Genomic DNA, 24,005 nt, shown 5'->3' with positions numbered 1-24,005 from the left:
ACTGAAGCGGCAGGCCCGTCCGTGGCCGAGCCGGCAGGTAATAGACATGACCATCGCCAACCAAACCCTGGTGCGCGCCGCGTGCATCGCCATCGCCGCCGCTTCGATCCTCGTCATCGGCGTGCAGCCGATCTTCATCGGTCTGCTGACCGAACGCCTGGGCCTGACCCTGGCGCAGCAGAGCTGGACCATGTCGGTGGAAATGTGCGGCTCCATCGTCGGGACACTGCTGTACCTGCCAATGATCCGCTTCCTCGGTCCGCGCACCATCGCCCTGGGCACGGCCTTGCTGTTGCTGTTCGCCAACGCCGCGACGGCCAGCGTCACCACCCTCGATCCGCTGTTGGCCTTGCGCGGTCTCTCGGGCCTCTGCTCGGGCGTGCTCTACTCCTATGCCATCTACTGGCTGGGCAGCATGCCGGGGCAGGACAGGTCCTTCGGCATCCTGCTGTTCGTGCAGACCGCCCTGTTCGCCAGCAGCGCGGTGCTCATGCCGATGATCGCCGCGTGGCAGGGCTTCGCCGGGGCGATCTATTACCTGGCGGCCTGGTTCGCCCTGGTCTGCCTGCTGAGCGGCTGCCTGCCGGCCAGGCAGAGCCCGGAAGAACAACGGCTCGCCCACACGCCGCTGCGGGCGGGCCTGACGGTGATCGGCGTCTGCTCGCTGCTCGGCATGCTGTTCCTGCAACTGTCGATCTACTCGCTGTGGGGCTTCGTCGACGGCATCGCCAGCGACGCTGGCGTGGCGCCGGTGGACATCGGTTGGGCGATCAGCATCGGGCTGCTCGGCGGCCTGCCCGGTGCGGCCCTGCCCAGCGTGGCCGGGCGGCACCTGGGCCGCGTACCGATGATCCTCACCGGCTCCCTGGCCGTGCTCGGCGCCATCTACATGCTGGCCACGCGCATCCACACCGCCGTGGATCTGCTGCTCGCGGTGTTCTTGATGAACTTCGGCTGGAACCTGGCGCTGTCCTACTACATGTCCTCGGTCGTGACCCACGACCCGAGCGGTCGCCTGACCAAGCTGGTCGGCGTGGTACAGGTCGCCTCCGCCGCCGCGGCCCCGACCCTGCTGAGCCTGATCATCCAAGGCAACGACCGGCGCAGCCTCTTCGTGCTGTCCGCGGGCGCCATCCTGATCGGCTGCCTGCTGGTGATCGTCATGCTGGCCTGCGGGCGGCGCGGCGTGCAGGGCAAGGCATTGGACTGCTCGGTCTGAGCGTTGGCCGCAGGCTAGGGGGGTGCCGCGCGAACATCACGGCCTTCCGCGCAGCCAGGCGACAACCTCCATGACCGATTTGTCATCACCCGGTCAGCCTGGCGTCCCCCCTGTCCTCCTAGAGTGGCCCGGTCAGCGACTCGCTACCCACCCCTTCAAGAGGACTCTCCATGAAAGCGCTCCTGCTCGGTCTTTTCGGTCTGCTCGCCACCGGCTCCGCCCTGGCTGCTCCCGACCATCCCGCTCCGATCCATGACCAGCCCGGTTTCTTCGTCCACCTCGACGTCGACAAGGTCGTCAGCCAGACCGACCTGAGCGCCCAGTGCGGAATCGTGCCGGCCCACCTCGACTATCTGGATCACGCCGGCCGGGAACATGAGCTGGACTATCTGGTGTCTGGCAATGGCTGCTACAACCAGAATTGAGGCGTCTTTCGACCCGGTACCGAAGCGCGGCGGTCACCGCTGTGCTGGCCAAGGGGGCGCCTGTAACGGCCCCTTCCGCCACCAGAATCCAAGGCTATTGGGCCAGTAGCGCACGCCACGGGTCGGCATGCGGACCGTTAGAAAAACCGATAGGCCTTGGCCAGGGCCCGCTCCAGGACGGCGATGCAGGCGTGGTCGTCCGCATAGGACAGGAACTGGCGCTGCGCATCGGCCTGGGCCTCGGCCAGACGCGTCTTGCGCTCGGCCAGCTCATCTTCCAGCACCGAGGTGCTCATGCCGCCCAGATCACAGCAGGGGTTGGGGCCATTCATAGAAAACTCCGGACAGAAGTGCAGACTGCGTCATCAGACAAGGTTTTGAGATTTGGTTCACAAATCTTAGCGAATCTCATTGTTGCTGAAAGCTGAGTTTCGACCCGGTGCTGTACCGCCGCCCGCGCTAGAGCGTCTCCCCAAGACTTCCGTACCCTGCACCCGCTATCAGCGAGGCAAAAGCTATACAATTCGGCGCCCTAATCGAGCTGTGAAGATACATGCGCCTTTTGCTTTCGCTTCTCCTGGCCACACTGGTGGCCTCCTCCGCGCTCGCCGCGGCGCCCGATACCTTTGTCGAGGCCAAGGTAATCGCCAGACAAAAAGTCTATTTCGATCAGAACACCAGCGCCCAGGGCGACCTCTATTGCGGCTGCAAGTGGGAGTGGGTCGGCAAATCCGGAGGACGGGTCGATGCCGCCTCCTGCGGTTTCCAGGCGCGCAAGCAGGAAACCCGCGGCGAACGCACCGAGTGGGAGCACATCGTGCCGGCCTGGACCTTCGGTCATCAGCGGCAATGCTGGCAGAACGGCGGACGGGAACACTGCGTGGCGGATGACCCGGTGTTCCGCGCCATGGAGGCCGACCTCTTCAACCTCTACCCCGCCGTGGGCGAGGTGAATGGTGACCGGGCCAATTTCAACTACGGCATGGCCCAGGGCGTGCAACCGCAATACGGCCGGTGCACGACGAAGATCGACTTCCAGGAACGCGCCGCCGAACCGCGCGACGAGGTCAAGGGCCTGGTCGCCCGGGTCACCTTCTATATGTTCGATCGCTACGGCCTGAACATGTCGCGCCAGCAACAGCAACTGCTTATGGCCTGGGACAAGCAGCAACCGGTCACCGCTTGGGAGCGCGAACGGGATAGTCGCATCGCCGCGGTGATGGGCCATGGCAACCCCTTCGTGTCCGGCGAGCGACACTGGACGCTGGGCTACCAGCCGGTTGGTGACGGCATCGTCAGTCCTCTGCCGGCGGCCAAGCCAGCGCCGTCAACGCCCTCAGCACCGGCCAAGACCGATAGCCCCGCCGCGGCCAGCCAGGGCGCGATCATCGGCAACCGCAACAGTCACGTCTATCACCTGCCGCAAGGCTGCCCGAGCTACGCCCAGGTGTCGCCGAAGAACCAGGTCAAGTTCGCCTCCGAAGCCGAGGCGAAGGCGGCAGGCTTCACCAAGGCGGGCAACTGCGCGCCCTGATCGCCAGCCCCAGGCGCTGACCTGCAGCACCCAGGGGTCCTGAGCCGCTTCGGCAGTTACTGCCCCTTGGACAGCTCCACCAGCATCCGCGTGAGCAGATAGATGCGCGGTGTCACGCTGTCCAGTTCCACGTATTCCTCGGGGGTATGCAGCTTGCCGCCGACGATGCCGAAGCCGTCCAGGGTCGGTACGCCGGCACCCGCTGCGATGCTGGCATCCGCGGCGCCGCCACTGCCCTCGACGGTCAGGGTGCGGCCCAGCTCGCCATAGATGCCCTGGGCCGTGGCCAGCAGCCGATCGCTCGCTGCGGTCTGCGGCATCGGCGGCAGGCCACGCTCCAGCCGCGTGGTCACCTCGGTGTCGGCAATCCGCTTGTTGGCGGCGATCCGCGCCAGGTCCTTTTCCACCCGGTCGAATTCTTCGGGCAGCGCGGCGCGAACGTCGGCCTTGGCGACGGCGTGATCGGGAATCACATTGATGCGGTCACCCGCTTCGATCACCGTGAAATTGACCGAAGTCTTCTTCTCCGCATCGCCCAGGTTGCCCAGTTGCAGTACCTGGTGCGCCACCTCGGTGGCGGCGTTACGCCCCAGTTCCGGGGAAACGCCGGCATGAGACGACTTGCCCTTGACCTCCACCACGGCGGTGGCGCTGCCCTTGCGCCACACTACCAGGCCATCGGCCGGCCGCCCCGGCTCCAGATTCAGCACCACGTCGTGCTGTTTGGCGGTGCTGGCGATCAGCTCGGTAGCGGCCTGGGAGCCGGTCTCTTCGCTGGCATCCAGCAACAGGGTGATCTGCCCGTAGTCCTTGAAGTCGAGGGCCTTGAGAATCTGCAGCGCCGCCAGGGCGACCACGATGCCACCCTTGTCGTCGGACACGCCCGGGCCATAGGCGCGTTTTTCATCGGTACGATACGGCCGGGCCTTGGCCGTGCCTTCCTTGAACACCGTATCCATGTGCGCCAGCAAGAGGATCTTGGCCTTGCCGCTGCCCTTGAGCGTCGCCACCAGGTGCTGGCTCTTGTCCGGCGCGGTGTTGGGCACCTCTTGCACCGTGGCGCCGAGTTTCTGCAATTCCGCGCTGACGAGCTTGCCCACCTCGGTCAGGCCGGGCGCGTAGCCGGACCCCGAGTCGATGTTCACCAACCGCTCCAGCAACGTGAGCGTCGGCGCCTTGGCCTGCTCCGCGGCGGTCTGGATGCGCGCGTCGAGCGCGGCACTGGCGGGCAAGGCGATGCAGCAGGTGAGAACGGCAGCGAGGGTGGTACGCAAGAACGGAGCGGACATCGGACTTTCCTTGTTGGCCTTATTGGATTAGTCAGACAACTGTAGTCGCAACAAGGACATAGGGGAAATGAGGCTGCCAGCTGTTTGGCGCAGGCCTGCAATCATCCCAGGACCATCGCTCCCAGCAGCCGCCAGCCATTGACGGCGTGCTGCTCCGCCGCACCTGGATGGGCACCCTCTGGCGAGACCAGGGCTGGTCAGGGGTCAGCCCTAGTTCACGAGGGCCTTTAGCGCCTCCAGGACATCCCGGGTGGCCTGCCGGGTCGCCGCCGCATCAGGCCCGACCTTGGGGCCCAGCACGACGCAGCTGTCCTTATAGGAAAAGACCTTGCCAGTCTGCTGATTGATCAACTCACCCTTGGCGTTCTCGGCGATCCGGCAGTCACGCACGGTCTGGCTGTCCTTCGCGACCACCACCGGACTCCAGACATAGGGATTGTCGAAGCCATGCTCGGCGTGGGGATAGGTATGAACCCGGAGATCGGCGCCCTGCTGCTTGAGCGTCGCGAAATAGCCCTCGCAACGGGAATAGGGATCGTAGTTGTCAGCCAGTCCGTGGTACACGCGCAGCGGCTTGGCGACGACCCTGTCCTGCTCGCGAAAGGTGATCGAGCAGTCGGGATAGAACGACAGGTAGCCGACGAACTGGAAATCCTGGCTTTTCCAGAGCTTGTCGAAGCGCGCCATGGCCGCATAGAGCGAGGCCTGCCCACCGCGGGAAAAGCCCATGAGGATGATCTTGCCTGGATCGATTCGCGCGTGCCGCGCGAGCAGGGCGCCGGCGCGATAGTCATCCAGAACGAAATTGAGCCGCCCCAGCTGGGCCTGGTCGGTGGCGGTACTGGTGATGCCCCGGCCCGAGAAGCCATCCACGGCGAAGGTGGCGATGCCGACCTGATTGAACCGCCGCTGCCAATAGGTGATGTTGGCGCCCAGGCCTCCCGAACCATGCTGGAGGATCACCACCGGGACCTTGCCCGCGCCTGGAGGCAGCAACAGCACGCCACCGAGCAGGACCTCGGTACCGCCTTTGTCCCCCGTCAGGAATTGCTGATCGCTAAGGGTCAGCGAGGTGAAGGTCAACACCTCTTGCCGAGCGGGGATATCGGTTGCCGGCGAGGTGGCGGCACAGATGGTGGCACAGGTAAGGCAGGCAATGGTCCCGAGCGCGGGGCGCAAAGATCCAGAGGACAGATGGCGCATCGGCTGCATCCTTCTTGTGGGGTCCTCCCAGGGTAGCCAATCAACGGCGCCCTGCTGCGGAGGCGGTGAGCAGAACCTGCTGCACTAGCCAAATTTGGCACCTTTGCCGCGCACTCCCGCCTTGAGGTACGAAACTTGTAGCTCCCGCGCCAACGGCCCTTTGCTACCCAAAAGGTTTCCTAAATGCACCAAGACGGCTCCCTCGCGTTACCGCCGCGCGTCCGGCATCGGTATACCGGTGACATCGACGAGCACGCGCTCTGCGTCGAGGGCTGGCGCATGCAGTACGATCAGCTGTCCGCGGGCCGCTTCCAGGGCGAACTCAGCGACCTCTGGCTGGACGACATCAGCCTGCTACGGGACAGATCCAACCAGGCCATGCTCAAGAGCGGCGAGGCCCAGGGAGAAACCCTGACCTTCAGCCTGCCCATCCGCAATGCTGGCGCCCTGCACTGCGCCGGTCATACCCTCCACGAGGCCCAGTTGCTGGTGGCACGCGGGGACAACCTGCCGGAGTTGCGTACCCCGGCCAATCTCGAATTGCTCTGCATCAACCTGCAGGAAGCCGAGATGGCGCGACTGCTGGCCTGCCAGCACAGCACTCTGGGCGTGCGCGACCTGCCCGGCTGCTATCGGCTACCGGCAGGGGGTGCCTATCTGGAGTTGGCACGGCTGGCCCAAGAGCTCTTCACCCCCGAGGCGCAGGTCCTGACCTGGCTGGCGCAGCCGCGCGCGCGCGCCATGCTGCGCGACACCGTGCTGATGCACCTGCTCGATCTGCTCGACACCGGCGAGCCCCACGAACTGGCACCGAGCGCTCGACTACGGGTGATCCGGCGGGCACGAGAGTACGCCCTGGCCCATCCGGATCAGCCGCCCAGCATCCTCGAACTGTGCAATAGAGTCGGCGCCAGTCGCCGCAAGCTGCAGTACTGCTTCCAGGAGACCCTGGGCATCAATCCGCTGGCCTATCTGCGTACCTTGCGCCTCAATGCGGCGCATCGTGCCCTGCGCCGGGGCGCAGGCGAGTCGGTGCAGGACGTCGCCGCCCAGTGGGGCTTCTGCCATCTCAGCCGCTTCGCCCGCGACTACCAGGCGCTGTTCGGGCAACTGCCCTCCACCACCCTCAAGGCCGCCGGGCAAAAGTGCTGAATCTGGCTAACGGCGGGTAACGGCTTTCCCTCAGGCTGAACTGGCCAATAAGAAGAGGGAACTCCATGAACGTTACCCGTCCGTTTCACCTCCTCGCCGTCGGCTTCGCCGCCCTGGGGATGACCGCAGCAAGCCACGCCACCGAGAACGGCTCACCCACCACCGCCTTCGGGGTCTACAACTTCGGCGCCGGCTTCACCCCGCCGCCCACGCCCCACGGCACCCTCGGGCTGCGTGCCAACTACTACCGCGCCACTTCCGTCCGCGACAGCCATGGCCGCGACAACGGCAACGATTTTTCCATCGATGTGCTGTCCCTGGGCCTGGCCTATCTGAAGATGACCGATAACCGGGTGCTGGGCGCCCGCTACGGTTTCGGCGGGGTGGCACCCTTCTTCAAGATGGACGCGGACCTCACCGTCAAGGCCAACGGCGTGCCGGTGTTCTCCGACAGCGCCGACCTTTTCCGCCAGGCCGACTTCCAGGTGATTCCGCTGATCCTGCAGTGGGAGCCCTCGCGCAACCTGGGGGTGAACTTCTGGTTCCAGGTGCAGGCGCCCACCGGTGACTACGACAAGAATCGGCTGGTCAATCCAGGCACCAACCACTGGACCGTCTCGCCGATGCTCAACCTGAGCTACATCACCGACTCGGGCTTCGAGGTGTCGTCCAGCTTCCAGACCGATTTCAACAGCCGCAACCACGCCACCGACTACCGCAGCGGCACCGAATACCGCCACGAATTCGCCGTGGGCCAGCACGTCGGCCCCTGGACCCTAGGCCTGGGCGGCTACTACTACCGCCAGCTCACCGACGACGACGCCCCCGGCCTCAGCCGTGGCAATCGTGCCCGGGTACTGGCGCTGGGTCCGGCGCTGAGCTTCTTCCAGCCGGGTCTGCCGCCGGTCTGGGTGCATTTCTACAAGGACATCGACGCCCGCAACCGCGCCGAGGGCTACACCCTCGCCGTGCGGCTCTCCCACAGCTTCTGAGGATTCGCCCATGACACTCAAAGCCTCCTCCAGCCCCTTGGCCGGTCGGCGCCAGGGCGCCGTGCTCCTGCTCGGCAGCAGCCTGACCATCATGGGTTCGGTGATGGTCGCCCCGATCATTCCCAAGCTGGGCGCCGAATTCGGCCCGGTCGAACCTCGTGCCGAGCTGCTGATCCCCCTAGCGATGACCGGCCCCGCCCTGGCCATCGCCCTCTTCGCGCCCCTGGCCGGCTGGCTGGCCGATCGCCTGGGCCGCAAGCGTCTGCTGGTCCTGGCGACGCTGTGCTACGCCGTGCTCGGCATGCTGCCGGCACTGTTGCAGTCGCTGCCGGCCATCACCCTCACTCGCCTGGTCTTCGGCCTGGCCGAGGCGGCGGTGATGACCTGCTGCGTGACCCTGATCGCCGACTACTGGCAGGGCAGCAAGCGTCTGGCCTATGTCAATGGCCAGGTCATCACCATCAGCCTGGTCGGCTCGCTGTTCTTCGTGGTCGGTGGCGCGCTCGGCGAGCATTCCTGGCGCACGCCCTTCTATCTCTATCTGCTGCCGCTGCTGCTGGTGCCCTTCATGTTGCGGCTGCTGTGGGAGCCCAGCCGCGCCAGCGCCCAGAGCCACGTCGATGAAGGCCCCCAGCACAGCGTGCCGCTGCCGCTGATCGTCAACTATCTACTGGTCTTCGCCGGCATGGTGCTCAGCGTGGTGGTGCCTATCCAGAGTCCGCTGCTGCTGGTGCAACTGGGCGTGACCTCCAGCACCCTGATCGGCGCCTCGGCGGGCCTCGGCCTGCTGGCGACCCTGGGTGGGCCGCTGCTGTGGCCACTGCTGCGCCGCTGGTGGGGCCTGGCCGGCTGCAATGCCGTGCTGTTGGCCTGCATGGGCATTGGGCTCTGGCTGCTGGTGAACGCCCGCAGTTACGAAGCCGTGCTGGTGGCGGTGACCATCCATGGCCTTGGTGTCGGCATGCTGGTGCCCAACACCATGGCACCGGTGATGGGCGCCCTGAGCGCCCGGGCCCGGGGTCGCGGCATGGGCGGCTATACCGGCTGCCTCTATTTCGGCCAATTCGCCAGTCCCCTGGTGGTGGCCGCGGTCCTGCCCTTCGCCGGCGATCTGCACCTGGCCATCCGCGCCCTGGCCAGCGCCGCCCTGGTCGCCGCCCTCGCCTGGGCCGCCGTCGGCCTGCTGCGACGCAAGACCGCCCTGCCGACCCCGTCGCGCTCTTCCTGACTTCTGCTCGAGGATCTTCCATGCATAGCCTGCAACCCCTGCTGGACACCCAAGACGGCCACGGCCTGGCGACGCTGCTGCGGCAGCGCGAGATCACGGCGAGCGAGCTGCTCGAAGCGGTTATCGAACGCCTGGACACCGTGGAACCCGGCCTCAATGCCGTAAGCGAACGGCTGTATGACCAGGCCCGCGCGGCGGCCAAGGCACCGCTCGACGTCGATGCGACCTTCGCTGGCGTCCCGACCCTGGTCAAGGACCTCTTCACCCCCCTCGCCGGGGCCCGCATGACCAATGGCTCCCTGGCCCTGGGCGAGGCGCGGCCGGATTTCGATTGCGAACTGGTGACCCGCCTGCGTCGGGCCGGCTGCCTGTTCCTCGGCACCACCACTTCGCCGGAATTCGGTACCTCCTACAGCACCGAGTCCCGCCGCTTTGGCGCCACCGCCAATCCCTGGAATCCCGCCCACAGCGCCGGCGGCTCCAGCGGCGGCGCGGCCGCCCTGGTCGCCGCGCGAGTGGTGCCCTTCGCCCATGGTAACGACGGTGGCGGCTCGCTGCGAGTGCCGGCGTCCTGCTGCGGGATCTTCGGTCTCAAGCCCAGTCGTGGCCGGATGCCTTCCGGGCCCATGGTCGGTGAAGGCTGGGCCGGCATGGGCACACCCCATGCCATGAGTCTGTCGGTGCGCGACAACGCCCTGCTGCTGGATGCCACCGCCGGTGCCGATCTGGGCGCGCCCTATGCCGCTCCGGCCCACGCCGTCCCCTTCGCCAGCCTGCTGGAGCGCGATCCGAAACCGCTGCGCATCGCCCTGGTCGAGCACCTGGCGCCCTGGCCGAGCGGCCCCGAGGCCCTGGCCGCGGTGCGCCACACCGCCCGGCTGTGCGAAAGCCTCGGTCACCACGTCGAGCCGGCGACCCTGCCGGTGGATCTGCCACGCTTTCTCGACCAGGTCTTCGACATCATCGGCCCCAGCACCCGCCACTACCTGCAGGTGCTGGGCACTCTGCGCGGTGCCCCGGTCAGCGAAGAGGAGCTGGATGCACGGACCCGGGTGATCCTGCGCGAGCGGGGCGACATCCCGGCCCATCGCTACGCCGCCGCGGTGGAAGGCCTGCACGCCCTGGGCCGGACTCTGGCGCGCTTTCTCACCGACTATGATGTGATCCTCACCCCTACCCTGACCCGCGAGCCGCCGCGCCTGGGCGAACTGGACGGTGGCAACGGGGAGCGTCCGCTGGCCGAGGCCATCGCGGCCTTCCACAGCTATTCGCCCTTCACCGCCCTGTTCAATGCCAGCGGCCAGCCGGCCATGTCGGTGCCGCTCTGGTGGACCGGCAATGGCCTGCCGCTGGGCAGTCACTTCGCCGCGCGTTTCGGCGAGGAAGGGACCCTGCTGGCGCTGGCTGCCCAGCTGGAACGCGCCCAGCCCTGGGCGGACCGGCGGCCGCCGCTGGCGGGAATCCACTGACCGTCGGCGCTCGACCCGCCACCCCGGCCGCACGGCAACGCCGACGGCGGCCGCAGGCCAAAGACGGAGATGCCCCTCGCAACTTAGCGGGCATCCCGTCCCCCGCTTCGCTTGGATGCTCGCTATACTGGCCGCGCACGGCCTGTGACGAATCCCTCTGGCATCGGTGCTGGAGGCTTCAGCCTGTCGCTCGCCATCTTCCCTGCTGCCCGGGCAGGCAACCGTACGAGCGACCCGATGAGCATTCTCACCTCGACTCCCGTCCCCTCGTACGCCCTGGCCCAGGACCTCGAGCTCATCGCCGAGATCGCTGCGGTGCCCAAGATCCTGGACGTGGTCTGCCGGATGACCGGCATGGGCTTCGCCGCCGTCGCCCGGGTGACCGACGACCACTGGATCGCCTGCAGCACCCTCGATCTCATCGGTTTCGGCCTCCAGCCCGGGGGCGAGCTGGAACTCAAATCGACCATCTGCGACGAGATCCGCGACCATCGCCAGCCGGTGGTGATCGACGACGTCGCGCAGGACGACCGCTACCGTCACCATCACACGCCCCGGCGCTACGGCCTGCGCAGCTATATCTCGGTCCCCGTCGTGCTGGACGATGGCAGCTTCTTCGGCACCCTCTGCGCCATCGACCCACGACCGGCCACGCCGAGCAGCCCCGAGATACTGGCGGCCTTCGAACTCTTCGCCGGCATGATCGCGCTGGAGATCGGCGCCCAGCGCCGCTTCCTCGCCGCCCGCAACGTCCTGCACAGCGAGGGCTTTTCCCGCAGCCTGCTCCAGGCCAGCCTGGACTGCGTCAAGGTCCTCTCCGCCGGGGGTCATATCGAATTCATGAACGCCCAGGGCCTGGAGCTGAACCAGCTGCGGTCCGTCGATCAGGTGATGGGCCGCGAGTACGCGGCGCTCTGGCCGGACGAGGAAGTCGAGAAGATCCGCCACGCCGTCAAGCGTGCCGTCGACGGCCAGACCACCCGGGTCGAGGGCTTCTGCCCCACCGCCCGTGGCGAGCCACGCTGGTGGGAGGTGTCCTGCTCGCCTTTCGCGGTGGCCGGCACCGGCGAGGTGAAGATCGTCTGCATCTCCCGCGACATCAGCAGCCGCATCCTCGCCCAGCAGGCGCAACAGGCCCGAGCCGAAGCCATCGCCGCGCTCAACAGCGAACTGGAGCAGCGCATCTCGGAGCGCACCGCCGAGCGCGATCAGATCTGGAACTGTTCGACCGATCCACTGTGCGTGGCGGACCTCGAGGGCTTCTTCGTCAACCTCAATCCGGCCTGGCAGCTGACCCTGGGCTGGTCGCTCGAAGAACTCAGGGCCCAGCCATTCCTGGCCTTTGTCCATACCAACGACCTCGTTGCCACGCGCCAGGCGTTCCGCGACGTCAAGCAGGGCATTGCGCTGGTCGGCTTCGAAAACCGCTACCGCCATCGCGACGGTTCCCACCGCTGGTTTTCCTGGAATGCCACGCGCAATGGCGAACTGATCTACGCCACCGTGCGCGACGTGACCCAGCAACGCCAGCAGACGCTGGATCTCGCGGCCGCCGAGGACGCCCTGCGCCAGGCGCAGAAGATGGAAGCCATCGGCCAGCTCACCGGCGGCGTCGCCCATGACTTCAACAACCTGCTCACGGTCGCCCGTACCTCCTGCGACCTGCTCAAGCGCCCGAACCTCAGCGAAGCCCGCCGCGAGCGCTACCTGGAGGCGATCTCCACCACCGTGGATCGCGCCGCCAGATTGACCGGCCAGCTGCTGGCCTTCGCCCGCCGCCAGACGCTGGCACCCGAGGTGTTTTCCGCCCGGGAGAATGTGCTGGCCATGAGCGACATGCTGGAAACCCTGCTCGGCTCGCACGTCGGCATCGAACTCGACCTGAGCGACGACCCCTGCCTGGTCTATGCCGACCCCAGCCAGTTCGATACCGCCCTGGTGAACATCGCGGTGAACGCCCGCGACGCCATGAGCGGTGCCGGTCGCCTGATCATCAGCGTCAGCACCGTCGCTTGCATCCCGGCCAACGCGGCACAGCCCGAACTCGCCCTGCCGGCGGTGGCCATCGCCCTGGCGGACAACGGCAGCGGCATCGCCCGGGAGCACCTGGAGCAGATCTTCGAGCCCTTCTTCACCACCAAGCGAGTGGGCCAGGGCACCGGTCTCGGCCTGAGCCAGGTGTTCGGCTTCATCAAGCAGTCCGGTGGCGAGGTACGGGTCACGAGCGAGATCGGCCGCGGGACGACCTTCCACCTCTATCTGCCGGTCGCCCCAACGATCGGGCAGCCGTCATCCCTCAATGACGCCACGGCAACGGCCGACGGCGGCGGGATCACCGTCCTGGTGGTCGAAGACAATCTCGAGGTCGGTACCTTCGCCGTCGATCTGCTGAGCGATCTCGGCTACCACGCCGTGCTGGCCGTAACTGCCGAGAGCGCCCTCGCCTTGCTCGCCGACCAGCCAGGCCAGTTCGACGTGGTCTTCTCGGATGTCGTCATGCCCGGCATGAGCGGACTCGAACTGGCCATCGAGATCAGACGCCTCTATCGCAGCCTGCCGATCCTGCTGACCTCGGGCTACAGCCACGTGCTGGCGACCCATGGCGCCCAGGGCTTCGAGCTGATCCACAAGCCCTACTCGGCGGAAGCCTTGTCGCGCCGGCTGCAGGGAATCCTGGCCGAGCCCGAGACGCATCTGGCGACCTAGCACGGTCCCGGCAACGCTGAGGCACTGGCCCACGCTCAGGTGACGACCGCCCTGCGCCGCGCGCGGCGACCGCGCAGGAGCGGGCGCGACGGAGCACCAGGACGGGCCGACAGCGGCCACCCCTGCAGCGCGGGCGATCAGGTAACATGCGCCGCCGCGGGCCGGTGGCCCCCTATCTGCAGGCAAGGAGTCAAGAGTGTTCGATACCCAGGTCATCATCATCGGGGCCGGCGCGGCCGGTTTGATGTGCGCCCTGAGCGCCGCGGCGCGCGGGCGCCAGGTGCTGGTACTCGATCACGCCAACAAGGCGGGCAAGAAGATCCTCATGTCCGGGGGCGGCCGCTGCAACTTCACCAACCTCTATTGCGAGCCGGCCAACTTCCTCTCGCAGAATGCACATTTCTGCAAATCGGCTCTGGCGCGTTTCACCCAGTGGGATTTCATCGCCCTGGTGGCCAAGCATGGCGTGCCCTACCACGAGAAGAAGCTCGGCCAGCTGTTCTGCGACAACAAGGCCAGCGACATCCTCGCCCTGCTGCTGGACGAGTGCGAACAGGGCGGCGTCGACATCCGCCTCGATACCTCGGTGGAGGAGATCACCCGCCTCGACCCAGGCGGCTATCAGTTGCAGACCAGCCTGGGCCCGGTGCGCGGCGAATCCCTGGTGATCGCCACCGGCGGCCTGTCGATCCCGACCCTGGGCGCCACCGGCTTCGGCTATCAGGTCGCGCGCCAGTTCGGCCACCAGCTGCTGCCGACCCGCGCCGGCCTGGTGCCCTTTACCATCACCGATCCCCAGCAGAAGGAATTCTGCAGCGCCCTGTCCGGCACGGCGGTGGAAGACTGCCGGATCAGCTGCAATGGCCAGAGCTTCGTCGAGAATCTGCTGTTCACCCACCGTGGCCTGAGCGGTCCGGCGATCCTGCAGATATCCTCCTACTGGCAACCGGGCGACACCCTCAGCATCGACTTGCTGCCCCACCTCGACCTGGTGCAATGGCTCGCCGAGCAGCGCCAGGCGCGCCCCAACAGCGAGCTTAAGACGCTGCTGGGCGAGCTGTTCACCAAGAAGATGGCTACCCTGCTCGCCGACAGCTGGTTCCAGTCCAAGCCCTTGAAGCAGTACACCCCCGACGAACTCAAGGCCATCGCGGCGCGGCTGCACGACTGGCAGCTGATCCCGGCGGGCACCGAAGGCTATCGCACCGCCGAGGTCACCCTGGGCGGCGTCGACACCCGCGAGGTCTCGTCCAAGACCCTGGAGTCGCTCAAGTCGCCTGGCCTGTACTTCATCGGCGAGGTACTGGACGTCACCGGCCATCTGGGCGGCTTCAATTTCCAGTGGGCCTGGGCTTCGGGCTACGCGGCGGCGCAGTACGTCTAGGCCAAGAGACCTGGGACAGCGCCCTGCACCGGGACTCAGGTAACCGCAGACGGCCAGGTCTGGCTCGCGATGCGCAAGAAATTCCCGCCCAGAATGGCGTCGATGTCAGCGGCGGCGTAGCCCCGACCCGCCAGTTGGCGTACCAGTTCAGGGAGCGCCTCGGGTTGCAACTGGGTATGACCGTGAGGCTGTCCATAATGACGCGCCGGCCACCAATCTTCCGCGTTGACGCCCGTAGGAAGGCCATGGTCGGCAGGGTACAACTCGGTATCCAGTCCGATGCCGATATGCCGGGTTCCGACTCGTTCCGCCAGGTAGTCGATCTGGTGGATATAGCTGGCCACCGACGCTCCGGGATCACCCAGAAAGATGCCTAGCCCGGTCAGGCCGATCACGCCATCCTGTTCCGCGCAGGCGCGGATCTGCCGATCGCTGATCGTCCGGGGATGATCATGGAGCGCCTTGATGTTGGTGTGGGAGAAGACCACCGGCCGGGTCGAGACCGCCATGATCTCCAGGCTGGCACGCTCGCTGGCATGGGAACAGTCGAGGGTGATGCCCGCGGCATTGCCGGCCGCCACCACCGCGCGACCCAGCGTCGTCAGACCGCCGCCCTCACCATGGCAACCCCCGGCGCAGGCGTTGTCGCGGTTGTAGGCGAGCAGCATCTGGCGTACCCCGAGGGCGGCATAGAGCCCGACCATCGCCGGGTCGTCGAGCAGCATGGTCGAGCCTTCGAGATCGAAGGAAACGGCCAGTTTGCCCTGTTCGTGCGCCCGGTGGAGGTCGGCCACCTCGCCGACGAGACGGAAGTGCGCGTCATGCCGGGCCAGCCAGGCACGGAAGCCGGCGAGGGTTTGCAGCACCGTCGTGAAAGGCGTCATGTCCATGCCGACATTGATCGACACATGATGGAAGCCGGCGTCGCGATAGCGACTCAAGCCAGACATATCCTGTCCCGGCACCAGGGGCAGGCAGGCATGTGCCTCCCAGCGTATCGGCTTGAGGCCTGTTGCCATGGCCGCGACAGTCTGCATCCTCGTCCCCCTCCACACGTCTCGAGGGGTTCAACATAGCATGCAGACTGGGGCCGGCCTCGGCGCTAGCCGACGTTCACGCCTCGCAGCAGCGCCGGATCCACGGCCCGCGCCTGATAGCGCACCGCGGCCTGGCCATAGGCCTGGGGATCGAGCACCTGGTCCCAGTGTGCCGATGCCTGCTGCTGAACCGCCACGACCTCGGCGTGCGCCGCCTTGGGTTGCAGCGCCGCCTGGGCGCGTCTTTCGTTAATCTCGGCGGCCATGGCGGTGTAGCTGGCGGTGCTGAGCAGGGCGAGTGCGGCCATCTTGTTGAAGACGTTCATGGTGGATTCTCCGGTCTTGAACATGGGGGCTGGCGTCACCGCGGAAGCGGTCCGGCGTCAGTCACGGTGCTACCTTGCGCCCTGGCGTCTTAACGCTGTCTTAACGCCTCTGAACCCGACCTGAACGGCTGCGACAACCTGCCCCAGGCGATGGCCACTGGCCAATTGATCTGGATCAGTTTTGCCCAGGGCCAGCAGGCGCATCCTGCATGCAGCCGCCACTCCGCCCTGGAGGGGCGCCACGGCTCGCGAGGTCGCCATGAACGGACGCCTGGTCAAAGAACTCTTGGTCATCCTGCTGATCAAGCTGGCGCTGCTGATGGTGATCAAGAGCCTCTGGTTCAGCGCCCCCACGGTCCCGCCCGACGCCACCCAGGCGGTCAGCGCCCACCTGCTGGACTAGCACCCTTTCCCCCTTCTGAGGAGATTGCCGGGATGATCTCGGAATCCGTCGTGGACCTGTCACGCCTGCAATTCGGCATGACCGCGCTGTATCACTTCATCTTCGTGCCCCTGACCCTGGGGCTGGTGGTGATCCTGGGAATCATGGAGTCGGTCTATGTGATGACCGGCAAACAGGTCTACAGGGACATGACCCAGTTCTGGGGCAAGCTGTTCGGCATCAACTTCGCCCTGGGCGTCACCACCGGCCTGACCATGGAGTTCCAGTTCGGCACCAACTGGGCCTACTACTCCCACTATGTCGGCGACATCTTCGGTGCGCCCCTGGCCATCGAGGGCCTGATGGCCTTCTTCCTCGAATCCACCCTGATCGGGCTGTTCTTCTTTGGTTGGGATCGCCTGTCCAAGGGTCAGCACCTGCTGGTGACCTGGCTGGTGGCGCTGGGCTCGAACCTCTCCGCCCTATGGATCCTGGTGGCCAACGGCTGGATGCAGAACCCGGTCGGCGCCGAGTTCAACTACGTGACCATGCGCATGGAGCTGGCCGACTTCGGTGCCCTACTGCTCAACCCCGTGGCCCAGGTGAAATTCGTCCACACCGTCGCCTCGGGCTACGTCACCGGCGCCATCTTCGTGCTGGCGATCTCCAGCTACTACCTGCTCAAGGGCCGCGACATCGGCTTCGCCCGGCGCTCCTTCGCCGTGGCCGCCGCCTTCGGTACCGCCGCGGTCATCTCGGTGATCGTGCTGGGTGACGAATCCGGCTATCGCGTGGGCGAGGTCCAGAAGGTCAAGCTGGCCGCCATCGAAGCCGAGTGGAACACCGAGGAAGCCCCGGCCTCCTTCACCCTGTTCGGCATCCCCAATCAACAGGAGATGCGCACCGACTACGCGGTGAAGATCCCCTATCTGATGGGCCTGATCGCCACCCGCTCCACCACCGAACAGGTCACCGGCATCAAGGATCTGGTCAGCCAATACGAGGCCCGCGTCCGCAACGGCGCCCAGGCCTACGCGCTGCTGGAGCGGCTACGTGCCGGCGACGACTCCGCCGCCACCCGCGCAGCCTTCGACGCCCACAAGCAGGACCTGGGCTATGGCCTGCTGTTGAAGAAATACGTCAACGATCCCGCCACGGCCACCCCCGAGCAGGTCCGGCAGGCCGCGCGGGACACCATCCCTGGGGTCGCCAGCCTGTTCTGGACCTTCCGCATCATGGTCGCCAGCGGCGTGCTGATGCTGGCGCTGTTCATCTGCGCCTTCTGGGCCTCGACCCGGCGCAACGAGCTGAAGAAGCCCTGGCTGCTGAAGTGGGCCCTGTTCAGCCTGCCGCTGCCCTGGGTCGCCACCCAGACCGGCTGGTGGGTGGCCGAGCACGGTCGCCAGCCCTGGACCATCAGCGAGGTATTGCCCACCCACCTGTCGGCCTCGACCCTGGCCCCGGCCGATCTGTGGGGTTCCATCGGCGCCCTGGTGACCTTCTACACCCTGCTGCTGATCGTGGAGATGTACCTGATGATCCGCTTCGCTCGCCTCGGCCCGAGCAGCCTGCACACCGGCCGCTACTTCCACGAACGGGCTGCCCAGGTCGGCGACGCCCTGCGCCAGGCCGCCACCGCCAAGCCCGTCGCACCGGCCAACGCCTGAGGAGACTGCCATGTTCGACTACGAAGTGCTCAAGCTCACCTGGTGGGTGCTGATCGGCGTCCTGCTGATCGGCTTCGCCCTCACCGACGGCTTCGACATGGGCGCCATGATCCTGATGCCCCTGATCGGCAAGACCGACAAGGAACGCCGCGCCGCCATCAACAGCATTGCGCCGCACTGGGACGGCAACCAGGTCTGGTTCATCACCGCCGGCGGCGCCCTCTTCGCCGCCTGGCCGATGGTCTATGCCACCGCCTTCTCCGGGCTCTACTGGGCGCTGCTGCTGGTGCTCTTCGCCCTGTTCCTGCGTCCGGTGGGTTTCGACTACCGCAGCAAGCTGGACGACACCCGCTGGCGCAACGCCTGGGACTGGGGCCTGTTCACCGGCAGCCTGGTACCGGCCCTGGTATTCGGCGTGGCCTTCGGCAACCTCTTCCAGGGCGTGCCCTTCCAGCTCGACGACACCCTGAGATCCACCTACAGCGGCAGCTTCTTCGCGCTGCTCAACCCCTTCGCGCTGCTCAGCGGCCTGGTCAGCCTGGCCATGCTCTGCGCCCATGGCGGCAGCTGGCTGATGCTGCGCACCCACAACGCCCTGGGCGAGCGCGCTCGCCGGGCCACCGGCCTGTGCGCCCTGCTCCATCTCGTCACGTTCGGCCTGGCCGGTGTCTGGCTGGCCTATGGCTTCGACGGCTATGTGCTGGTCAGCCAGGGCGATCCGGGCAGCGCCCTGAATCCGCTGCACAAGGTGGTAGCCGCCGGCAATCCGGGCTGGCTGGCCAACTACCATACCCAGCCGCTGACCCTGCTCGCCCCGGTGCTGGCCGCGCTCGGCAGCGTCCTGGCGCTGCTCGGCAGCAGCTGGCGTCAGGCCGGCCTGGCCTTCACCGGCACCTCCCTGGCCATCGTTGGCACTCTCGCCACCGCCGGCTGCGCGCTGTTTCCCTTCGTGCTGCCGTCGAGCCTGGACCCGGCCTCGAGCTTGACCATCTGGGACGCCGTCTCCAGCCACAAGACGCTGGGCATCATGTTCGTCGCCGCGGCCATTTTCGTGCCGCTCATCCTGGCCTACACCCTGTGGAGCTACGTGCGCATGTGGGGCAAGGTCGACGACCGCTTCATCGACGCCAACCCCCACGGCCTCTACTGATCAGCCCCTCTCAAGGAGACATGCCATGTGGTACTTCACCTGGATCCTCGGTGTCCTGCTCGCCGCGAGCTTCGGCATCATCAACGCCCTCTGGCTGGAAAGCACCCGGGAGCTCGATGTCCATGACGATGCCGAGTGCTGACCCCCTGCCCCGCGTCCACCCACTGGGGCGGACGCTGTCCCTGCTGCTGGCGGCGCCCCTGGCGCTGCTGCTGTTGATCCACCCGGGGCTGATGCTCGACGCCAGCGGCCACTACAGCCATCCGTTGCTGATGGCGGTGATGCTCGGCATCTCGGCTGGGCTGGTCCACGGCGTGGGCTTCGTGCCGCGCCTGTGGCTGTGGCGCCTGGTGTTCGGGCCAGTGGTGGGCTGGCCGCTGCTGGTGCTGGGCTACGCCCTGCTCATCAGGGCACAGCTGGGCTGATTGAAGTCTGATGATAGCGTCCGGCATTCCCGGACGCCGCTCAGACCACCAGGTTTATCGCCTGGCAGTGCGTCTCACCCCCACGCTCGCAGCAAAAAATAATCTGACGATAAAGGTTCGTCTGCAGGTGCCGACATATTCGGAATCGACCTCGACTCGCCGGCTCCTTACCTTGTCGTCGGCGCACCCGCTGACCGCCTCAGAGACTTTCACGATGCTCAGGAACGCCCCTCTCAGTACCAAACTCCTGCTGATCCTGCTCCTGCCCCTGGCCGGCTTCCTGGTGATCTCGGGCCTCTACACCGCCGATCGCTACGAAACGCTCAAGAACATGAAGCACACCGTGACCGCCAGTGCCACGGCCGAGCGCGTCAGTGCCTTGGTCACCAGCCTGCAGCGCGAGCGCGGTGCCAGCGGCGTGTTCCTCGGCAGTGGTGGCAAGTCGATGCAGGACAAGCTCAAGACCTTCCGCGAAGGTAGCGATAAGGCACAGAACAACCTAAGTGCGTTGGCCACCGGTAACGACGCCGCTATCCAGACCGCCATGCGCGCCTTGGACACCCTGCGTGACCTGCGCAGCAAGGTCGATGGCCTGGCGCTCAACAGTACCCAGTCCGGCGCGGCCTACACCGACCTGATCAAGGCGCTGATCGGCTACACCCATGCCCTCGAAGCGGGTGTTGATGATCCTGAAATCCTGCGCGCCCTGGGCGCCCTCAATCTCTTCGTCGAGATGAAGGAACGCGCCGGCCGCGAGCGTGTACTGCTGGGCTTGGCCTTCAACCAGAATCGCTTCGACGCTGGCCTGCTGTCGCGCTTCGCCCGCAACCTGGGCGAATTCTCCGCCTACGCCGACGCCTTCCAGCGCAAGGCCACGCCTGAATTCATCCGTCAGCTCGACGACACCTTCAAGCAGCCCAGTGCCATGGAAGTCACCCGCCTGCAACAGCTGGCCTTCACCGTGCCGCTGGGCGATGCCCTGGGCGTCAAGCCGGAGGACTGGTTCAACCTGGCTACCCAACGTATCGACCTGATGGGCCAGGTGGAGGCGGACCTGGGTGCCAGCGTCGGCGCCCAGGCCGAACAGGCCCGTGCGGGCGCCAGTCGCGATCTCTGGACCACCCTCGGCCTGGTGCTGCTGGTGCTGGTGGCCGTCTCGGCGCTGGCCTGGGTGATCATTCGCAACATCAAGCAGGCGGTCGAGCAGGTCAACGACACCCTTACCCGCCTGGCCACCCGTGACCTCACCGCCCGTTGCGCCTACCAGGGCAAGGACGAGTTCGGCACCATCACCGGCAACCTCAACCTGATGAGCCAGGAGCTCGGCCAGGTCATCCAGGAGATCGGCGCCGCCACCGTGCAGGTCGCCACCGCCGCCGAAGAGGCGTCGGCGGTCGCCATCCAGACCAGCCAGAACGTCGCCCAGCAGCGTCTGGGGACCGACCAGGTGGCTACCGCCATCGCCGAGATGAGCGCCACGGTCAAGGACGTCGCCCGCAGTACCACCGAGGCGGCCGAAGGCTCGCGCCAGGTCGAGGGCAACACCAGCCAGGGTCGCCGCGAATTGCAGGCCACCATCGGCCTGGTGCAGGGGCTGTCGGTGCAGGCCGAGCGGACCTCGGAGATCATCGCCGAACTCAAGCAGGAGAGCGATGCCATTTCCTCGGTGCTGGACGTGATCCGCGGCATCGCCGAGCAGACCAACCTGCTGGCCCTCAACGCCGCCATCGAAGCCGCGCGCGCCGGTGAAGCCGGGCGTGGCTTCGCCGTGGTGGCCGACGAGGTGCGCTCCCTGGCGCAGAAGACCCAGCAATCCACCGGCAGCATTCAGCAGATGATCAGCCACCTGCAGAGCGGCTCCGACCGTGCCACCCAGGCCATGCAGGAGACCCTGAGCCAGGTGCAGACCGGCGCCAGCAACGTGGTCCGCGCCGGCGAGCTGCTCGGCGAGATCGCCGAGGGCGTGACCCTGATCAACGACCGCAACATCCAGGTGGCCTCGGCCGCCGAACAGCAGAGTCAGGTCGCCGAAGAGATCAGCCGCAACGTCAACGACATCAACGACCTGGTGATCCAGGTCAGCGCCGGTGCCGAACAGACCGCCGTCACCAGTCGCGAACTGGCCCGCCTCGCCGAACAGCAGCAAGCGCTGGTCGGCCGTTTCCGGGTGGCCTGATGCCGCCGGGGCTGCCAGCGAGCGGCAGGCCAGGACGCGCTCGCCAGAACGTGGCTCGCTGCAGTTTGGCGCTGCCGGATTTCAGCGTCCTGGCCGGAAATCCGCCGGATTCAAGGCGTAGCGGCGCAGCTTCACATAAAGCCCGGCGCGCGAGATCCCGAGCCGGGTCGCGGTTTGACGAAGGTTGCCGCGGGTCTGCTGCAAGGTGGCACGGATCAGGTCCCGCTGCCCCGCTTCAAGGGGGGTGAGGCGCTCGCCCTCGGTATCCGTGGACAGCGTGTTGGCGACCATCGAAGGTGGCAGGTCTCCCGGCTGTATGAGCGGCCCCTGGGCCAGATTGACCGCCCGCTCGATGACGTTCTCCAGCTCCCGCACGTTGCCGGGCCAGCTATGGGCCAGCAGCAACGTCAGCGCTTCGTCCGCGATGGCCGGCGGTGGCCGTTCCAGGTGACGGCTCAGCGCCTTGAGCAGAGTAGCCACCAGCAGCGGAATGTCTTCGCGACGCTCCCGCAATGGCGGTACCTGCAGGGGAAGCACGTTGAGGCGATAGAAGACATCCCCACGGAAGCTCCCGCCGGTCACGGCCTGGGCCAGGTCGCGATGGGTCGCGGCGATGACGCGGACGTCCACCGCCTGGGCCTTCTTGGCACCGATCCGGGTCACCTCGCCCTCCTGCAGCACCCGGAGCAGGCTCGCCTGGGCTTCCAGGGGCATGTCGCCGATCTCGTCGAGAAACAGCGTGCCGCCATCGGCCAGCTCGAACTTGCCCGCCGCACCGCCGCGGGCGGCGCCGGTGAAGGCGCCCTCGACGTGGCCGAACAGCTCGCTCTGCACCAGGTCGCGCGGGATGGCGCCGCAATTCACAGCGACGAAGGGCCCATGCCGCCGGGCGCTGGCGTTATGGATCGCCTGGGCGAACAGCTCCTTGCCTACCCCACTTTCTCCCAGTACCAGCACCGTGGCCTCGCTGTGGCTGGCTGCCTGAGCCACGCGCAAGGCGTTCTGCAAGGCTGGCGAGCGGCCCTGGATATCGCTGAAGCTGTAACGCGCCCGGGTACCCAGCAGTTGCCGAGTGATCTCGCGGATGCGGCGATTCTCTCGCAGCGACAGCACCCAGCCGCCCTGGGCGATGGGCGCGGCGGAGGCCAGGCACGGCAAGCCGCTGCCGTCTGGTAGCAACAGGGTGAGGTCGCGGTCCTGGCGTTCCCAGCGACGATCCAGCCAGAGGTCGAGGTCGGTGTCCCGGGTGATGAGGCTGGCGAAGGGGCGCCCCCGCTGTGGATCGTCGAGCTGCAGCAGGCGCCGCGCATAGCCGTTCAGGCTACGGATGCAGCGGTCGTCGTCGAGCAGGATGACGCCTTCGTTGAGGACCTCCAGCACCCGCTGCTGCTCGTCCAGCAGCGCGGTGAGCGCCAGCTGGCGGGAGATCGCATCGGCCGCGGCCTGGACCGTGCCCAGGGTATGGCAGTGGAAGTTGCCCACCGCCGCGGTGAGGGTCAGGGCGCCGAGCAGCCGTCCCTGGGTGTCGCGGACCGGCGCCGAGGCGCAGTGCATCCGCCGCTCGCGCAGCTCGCGCTTGAAATTCTCGCCCGCCAGGACGAATACCAGCCGCTGCTCGCGCAGGGCCAGGCCGGTGCAGTTGGTGCCCTGCACCGACTCCAGCAGACGACTGCCCAGCGGGGTGAGATCCAGCCCGCAGGCGGCCAGGGTCACGCCCTCGGCATCCGCCAGGTTGAGGTGCCCGTCCGGGTTGTAGCGCAACAGCTCGGCCATGACCGGCGCGGCGATGTCCAGCAGCTCGCGCTGCCGCTGCAGCCGGCGGGCCAGCTCCTGCGACTCGACGAACTCGTAGTGGAATTCCTCCGCGACGATGCCCGCCGCGCGGCTGCGCAGCCAGGACGCCCGGATCACCGGCCGCACCGCGACCAGTTCAGTGGCCCCTGCCAGGCAGTCCGTCCAGGCGGCATCCAGCTCGCGCTGGACACCTTCGGCGACCGGCGGCCGCTGCAGCTCGCTGACGAATCGCAATTCCCGCGTCAGTTCGCTGGGGGCTACCTGCTCCTGCATCTTCGGCTCCTCGTCCACCCTTTGGACATGTCCAGCTGGACATGTCTTTTTTATAGACATCAAAGCGGACTGGCAAGTCCTGCAGCCCGCGACCTGGCTGCCTTTCCTGCCCTGGCATGGCGGTTGCTCCCTCCCTGTCGGGCGCATCGCCCACGCCTATAACAACCACAAGAG

21 protein-coding genes are annotated in these 24,005 nt (G+C 66.8%); 15 read left to right on the top strand and 6 right to left on the bottom strand.

The genetic code is table 11. The annotated features are described in order from the left end of the window. Window positions 1–46: 46 nt before the first annotated feature. Window positions 47–1,219, top strand: coding sequence for an MFS transporter (locus NRG74_RS04400; RefSeq protein ID WP_017641402.1), 1,173 nt, complete (start codon window positions 47–49; stop codon window positions 1,217–1,219). Between the two features lie 170 nt (window positions 1,220–1,389). Continuing rightward, on the top strand, window positions 1,390–1,644 hold the full coding sequence (locus NRG74_RS04395) for a DUF2790 domain-containing protein (protein ID WP_017641403.1): 255 nt from the start codon (window positions 1,390–1,392) through the stop codon (window positions 1,642–1,644). Between the two features lie 137 nt (window positions 1,645–1,781). Here NRG74_RS04395 and NRG74_RS04390 read toward each other — a convergent pair whose 3' ends face one another. Next, the gene (locus NRG74_RS04390) at window positions 1,782–1,976 is read right to left on the bottom strand and encodes a hypothetical protein (protein WP_017641404.1); all 195 of its coding nucleotides are present in this window, start codon (window positions 1,974–1,976) and stop codon (window positions 1,782–1,784) included. Window positions 1,977–2,206: 230 nt separating this feature from the next. Between NRG74_RS04390 and NRG74_RS04385 the strand changes: the two genes are divergently transcribed. Next, complete coding sequence (locus NRG74_RS04385) at window positions 2,207–3,178, top strand: endonuclease (protein ID WP_026083883.1); 972 nt, start codon at window positions 2,207–2,209, stop codon at window positions 3,176–3,178. Window positions 3,179–3,234: 56 nt separating this feature from the next. Here the strand turns inward: NRG74_RS04385 and NRG74_RS04380 are convergent, their stop codons facing one another. Beyond that, the gene (locus tag NRG74_RS04380; RefSeq protein ID WP_064309028.1) at window positions 3,235–4,467 is read right to left on the bottom strand and encodes a glutamate carboxypeptidase; all 1,233 of its coding nucleotides are present in this window, start codon (window positions 4,465–4,467) and stop codon (window positions 3,235–3,237) included. A 210-nt stretch (window positions 4,468–4,677) separates the two neighbouring features. Continuing rightward, entirely contained in the window at window positions 4,678–5,670 is a 993-nt protein-coding gene (locus NRG74_RS04375; protein ID WP_257705805.1) for a dienelactone hydrolase family protein, read from the bottom strand. A gap of 183 nt (window positions 5,671–5,853) precedes the next feature. On the opposite strand from NRG74_RS04375, the gene NRG74_RS04370 reads away from it, so the two are divergent. The 6 genes from NRG74_RS04370 (at window position 5,854) to NRG74_RS04345 (ending at window position 14,601) form a co-directional block, all read left to right on the top strand. Continuing rightward, on the top strand, window positions 5,854–6,822 hold the full coding sequence (locus NRG74_RS04370) for a helix-turn-helix domain-containing protein (protein WP_257705804.1): 969 nt from the start codon (window positions 5,854–5,856) through the stop codon (window positions 6,820–6,822). 65 nt (window positions 6,823–6,887) lie between these two features. Further along, window positions 6,888–7,814: a SphA family protein gene (locus NRG74_RS04365; protein WP_257705803.1), complete on the top strand. Its 927-nt coding sequence runs from the start codon at window positions 6,888–6,890 to the stop codon at window positions 7,812–7,814. Window positions 7,815–7,824: 10 nt separating this feature from the next. Continuing rightward, a complete protein-coding gene (locus NRG74_RS04360; RefSeq protein ID WP_257705802.1) occupies window positions 7,825–9,042 on the top strand; it encodes an MFS transporter in 1,218 nt (405 codons plus the stop codon). A 20-nt stretch (window positions 9,043–9,062) separates the two neighbouring features. Further along, entirely contained in the window at window positions 9,063–10,511 is a 1,449-nt protein-coding gene (locus NRG74_RS04355; RefSeq protein ID WP_257705801.1) for an amidase, read from the top strand. A gap of 237 nt (window positions 10,512–10,748) precedes the next feature. Beyond that, complete coding sequence (locus tag NRG74_RS04350) at window positions 10,749–13,217, top strand: PAS domain-containing protein (protein WP_257705800.1); 2,469 nt, start codon at window positions 10,749–10,751, stop codon at window positions 13,215–13,217. A 244-nt stretch (window positions 13,218–13,461) separates the two neighbouring features. Further along, window positions 13,462–14,601, top strand: coding sequence for an NAD(P)/FAD-dependent oxidoreductase (locus NRG74_RS04345; RefSeq protein WP_051226162.1), 1,140 nt, complete (start codon window positions 13,462–13,464; stop codon window positions 14,599–14,601). A 35-nt stretch (window positions 14,602–14,636) separates the two neighbouring features. Here the strand turns inward: NRG74_RS04345 and NRG74_RS04340 are convergent, their stop codons facing one another. Together NRG74_RS04340 and NRG74_RS04335 are read right to left on the bottom strand one after the other, a co-directional pair. Beyond that, window positions 14,637–15,638, bottom strand: coding sequence for a membrane dipeptidase (locus NRG74_RS04340; RefSeq protein ID WP_064309025.1), 1,002 nt, complete (start codon window positions 15,636–15,638; stop codon window positions 14,637–14,639). 65 nt (window positions 15,639–15,703) lie between these two features. Continuing rightward, entirely contained in the window at window positions 15,704–15,964 is a 261-nt protein-coding gene (locus NRG74_RS04335; RefSeq protein WP_017641415.1) for a hypothetical protein, read from the bottom strand. A 259-nt stretch (window positions 15,965–16,223) separates the two neighbouring features. Here NRG74_RS04335 and cydP point away from each other — a divergent pair, with 259 nt between their 5' ends. From cydP to NRG74_RS04305, 6 genes are all read left to right on the top strand, one after another. Beyond that, window positions 16,224–16,367, top strand: a complete 144-nt coding sequence (gene cydP / locus NRG74_RS04330; protein ID WP_017641416.1) for a cytochrome oxidase putative small subunit CydP — start codon at window positions 16,224–16,226, stop codon at window positions 16,365–16,367. A 32-nt stretch (window positions 16,368–16,399) separates the two neighbouring features. Then, window positions 16,400–18,013 (top strand): cytochrome ubiquinol oxidase subunit I, encoded by a 1,614-nt coding sequence (locus NRG74_RS04325; protein ID WP_257705799.1) that lies wholly within the window; start codon window positions 16,400–16,402, stop codon window positions 18,011–18,013. Between the two features lie 10 nt (window positions 18,014–18,023). Further along, window positions 18,024–19,163, top strand: coding sequence for a cytochrome d ubiquinol oxidase subunit II (gene cydB / locus NRG74_RS04320; protein WP_257705798.1), 1,140 nt, complete (start codon window positions 18,024–18,026; stop codon window positions 19,161–19,163). 25 nt (window positions 19,164–19,188) lie between these two features. Beyond that, window positions 19,189–19,305, top strand: coding sequence for a cytochrome bd-I oxidase subunit CydX (gene cydX, locus NRG74_RS04315; RefSeq protein WP_007158843.1), 117 nt, complete (start codon window positions 19,189–19,191; stop codon window positions 19,303–19,305). Next, the gene (locus NRG74_RS04310) at window positions 19,292–19,588 is read left to right on the top strand and encodes a cyd operon YbgE family protein (RefSeq protein ID WP_257706552.1); all 297 of its coding nucleotides are present in this window, start codon (window positions 19,292–19,294) and stop codon (window positions 19,586–19,588) included. The genes cydX and NRG74_RS04310 overlap by 14 nt, the downstream gene beginning before the upstream one ends. A 214-nt stretch (window positions 19,589–19,802) precedes the next feature. Beyond that, window positions 19,803–21,764 carry a methyl-accepting chemotaxis protein gene (locus NRG74_RS04305; protein ID WP_257705797.1) on the top strand — a complete coding sequence of 654 codons (1,962 nt, stop codon included), beginning with the start codon at window positions 19,803–19,805 and terminating at the stop codon, window positions 21,762–21,764. Between the two features lie 81 nt (window positions 21,765–21,845). Here NRG74_RS04305 and NRG74_RS04300 read toward each other — a convergent pair whose 3' ends face one another. Beyond that, on the bottom strand, window positions 21,846–23,831 hold the full coding sequence (locus tag NRG74_RS04300) for a sigma-54-dependent Fis family transcriptional regulator (protein ID WP_017641422.1): 1,986 nt from the start codon (window positions 23,829–23,831) through the stop codon (window positions 21,846–21,848). Window positions 23,832–24,005 lie beyond the last annotated feature (174 nt).

The sequence above is a fragment of the Pseudomonas oryzihabitans genome (assembly GCF_024652905.1).
Lineage (GTDB): Bacteria > Pseudomonadota > Gammaproteobacteria > Pseudomonadales > Pseudomonadaceae > Chryseomonas > Chryseomonas benzopyrenica.
Note: the sequence above shows the minus strand (reverse complement) of the source record. Positions and strands in the feature narration are given on the sequence as shown.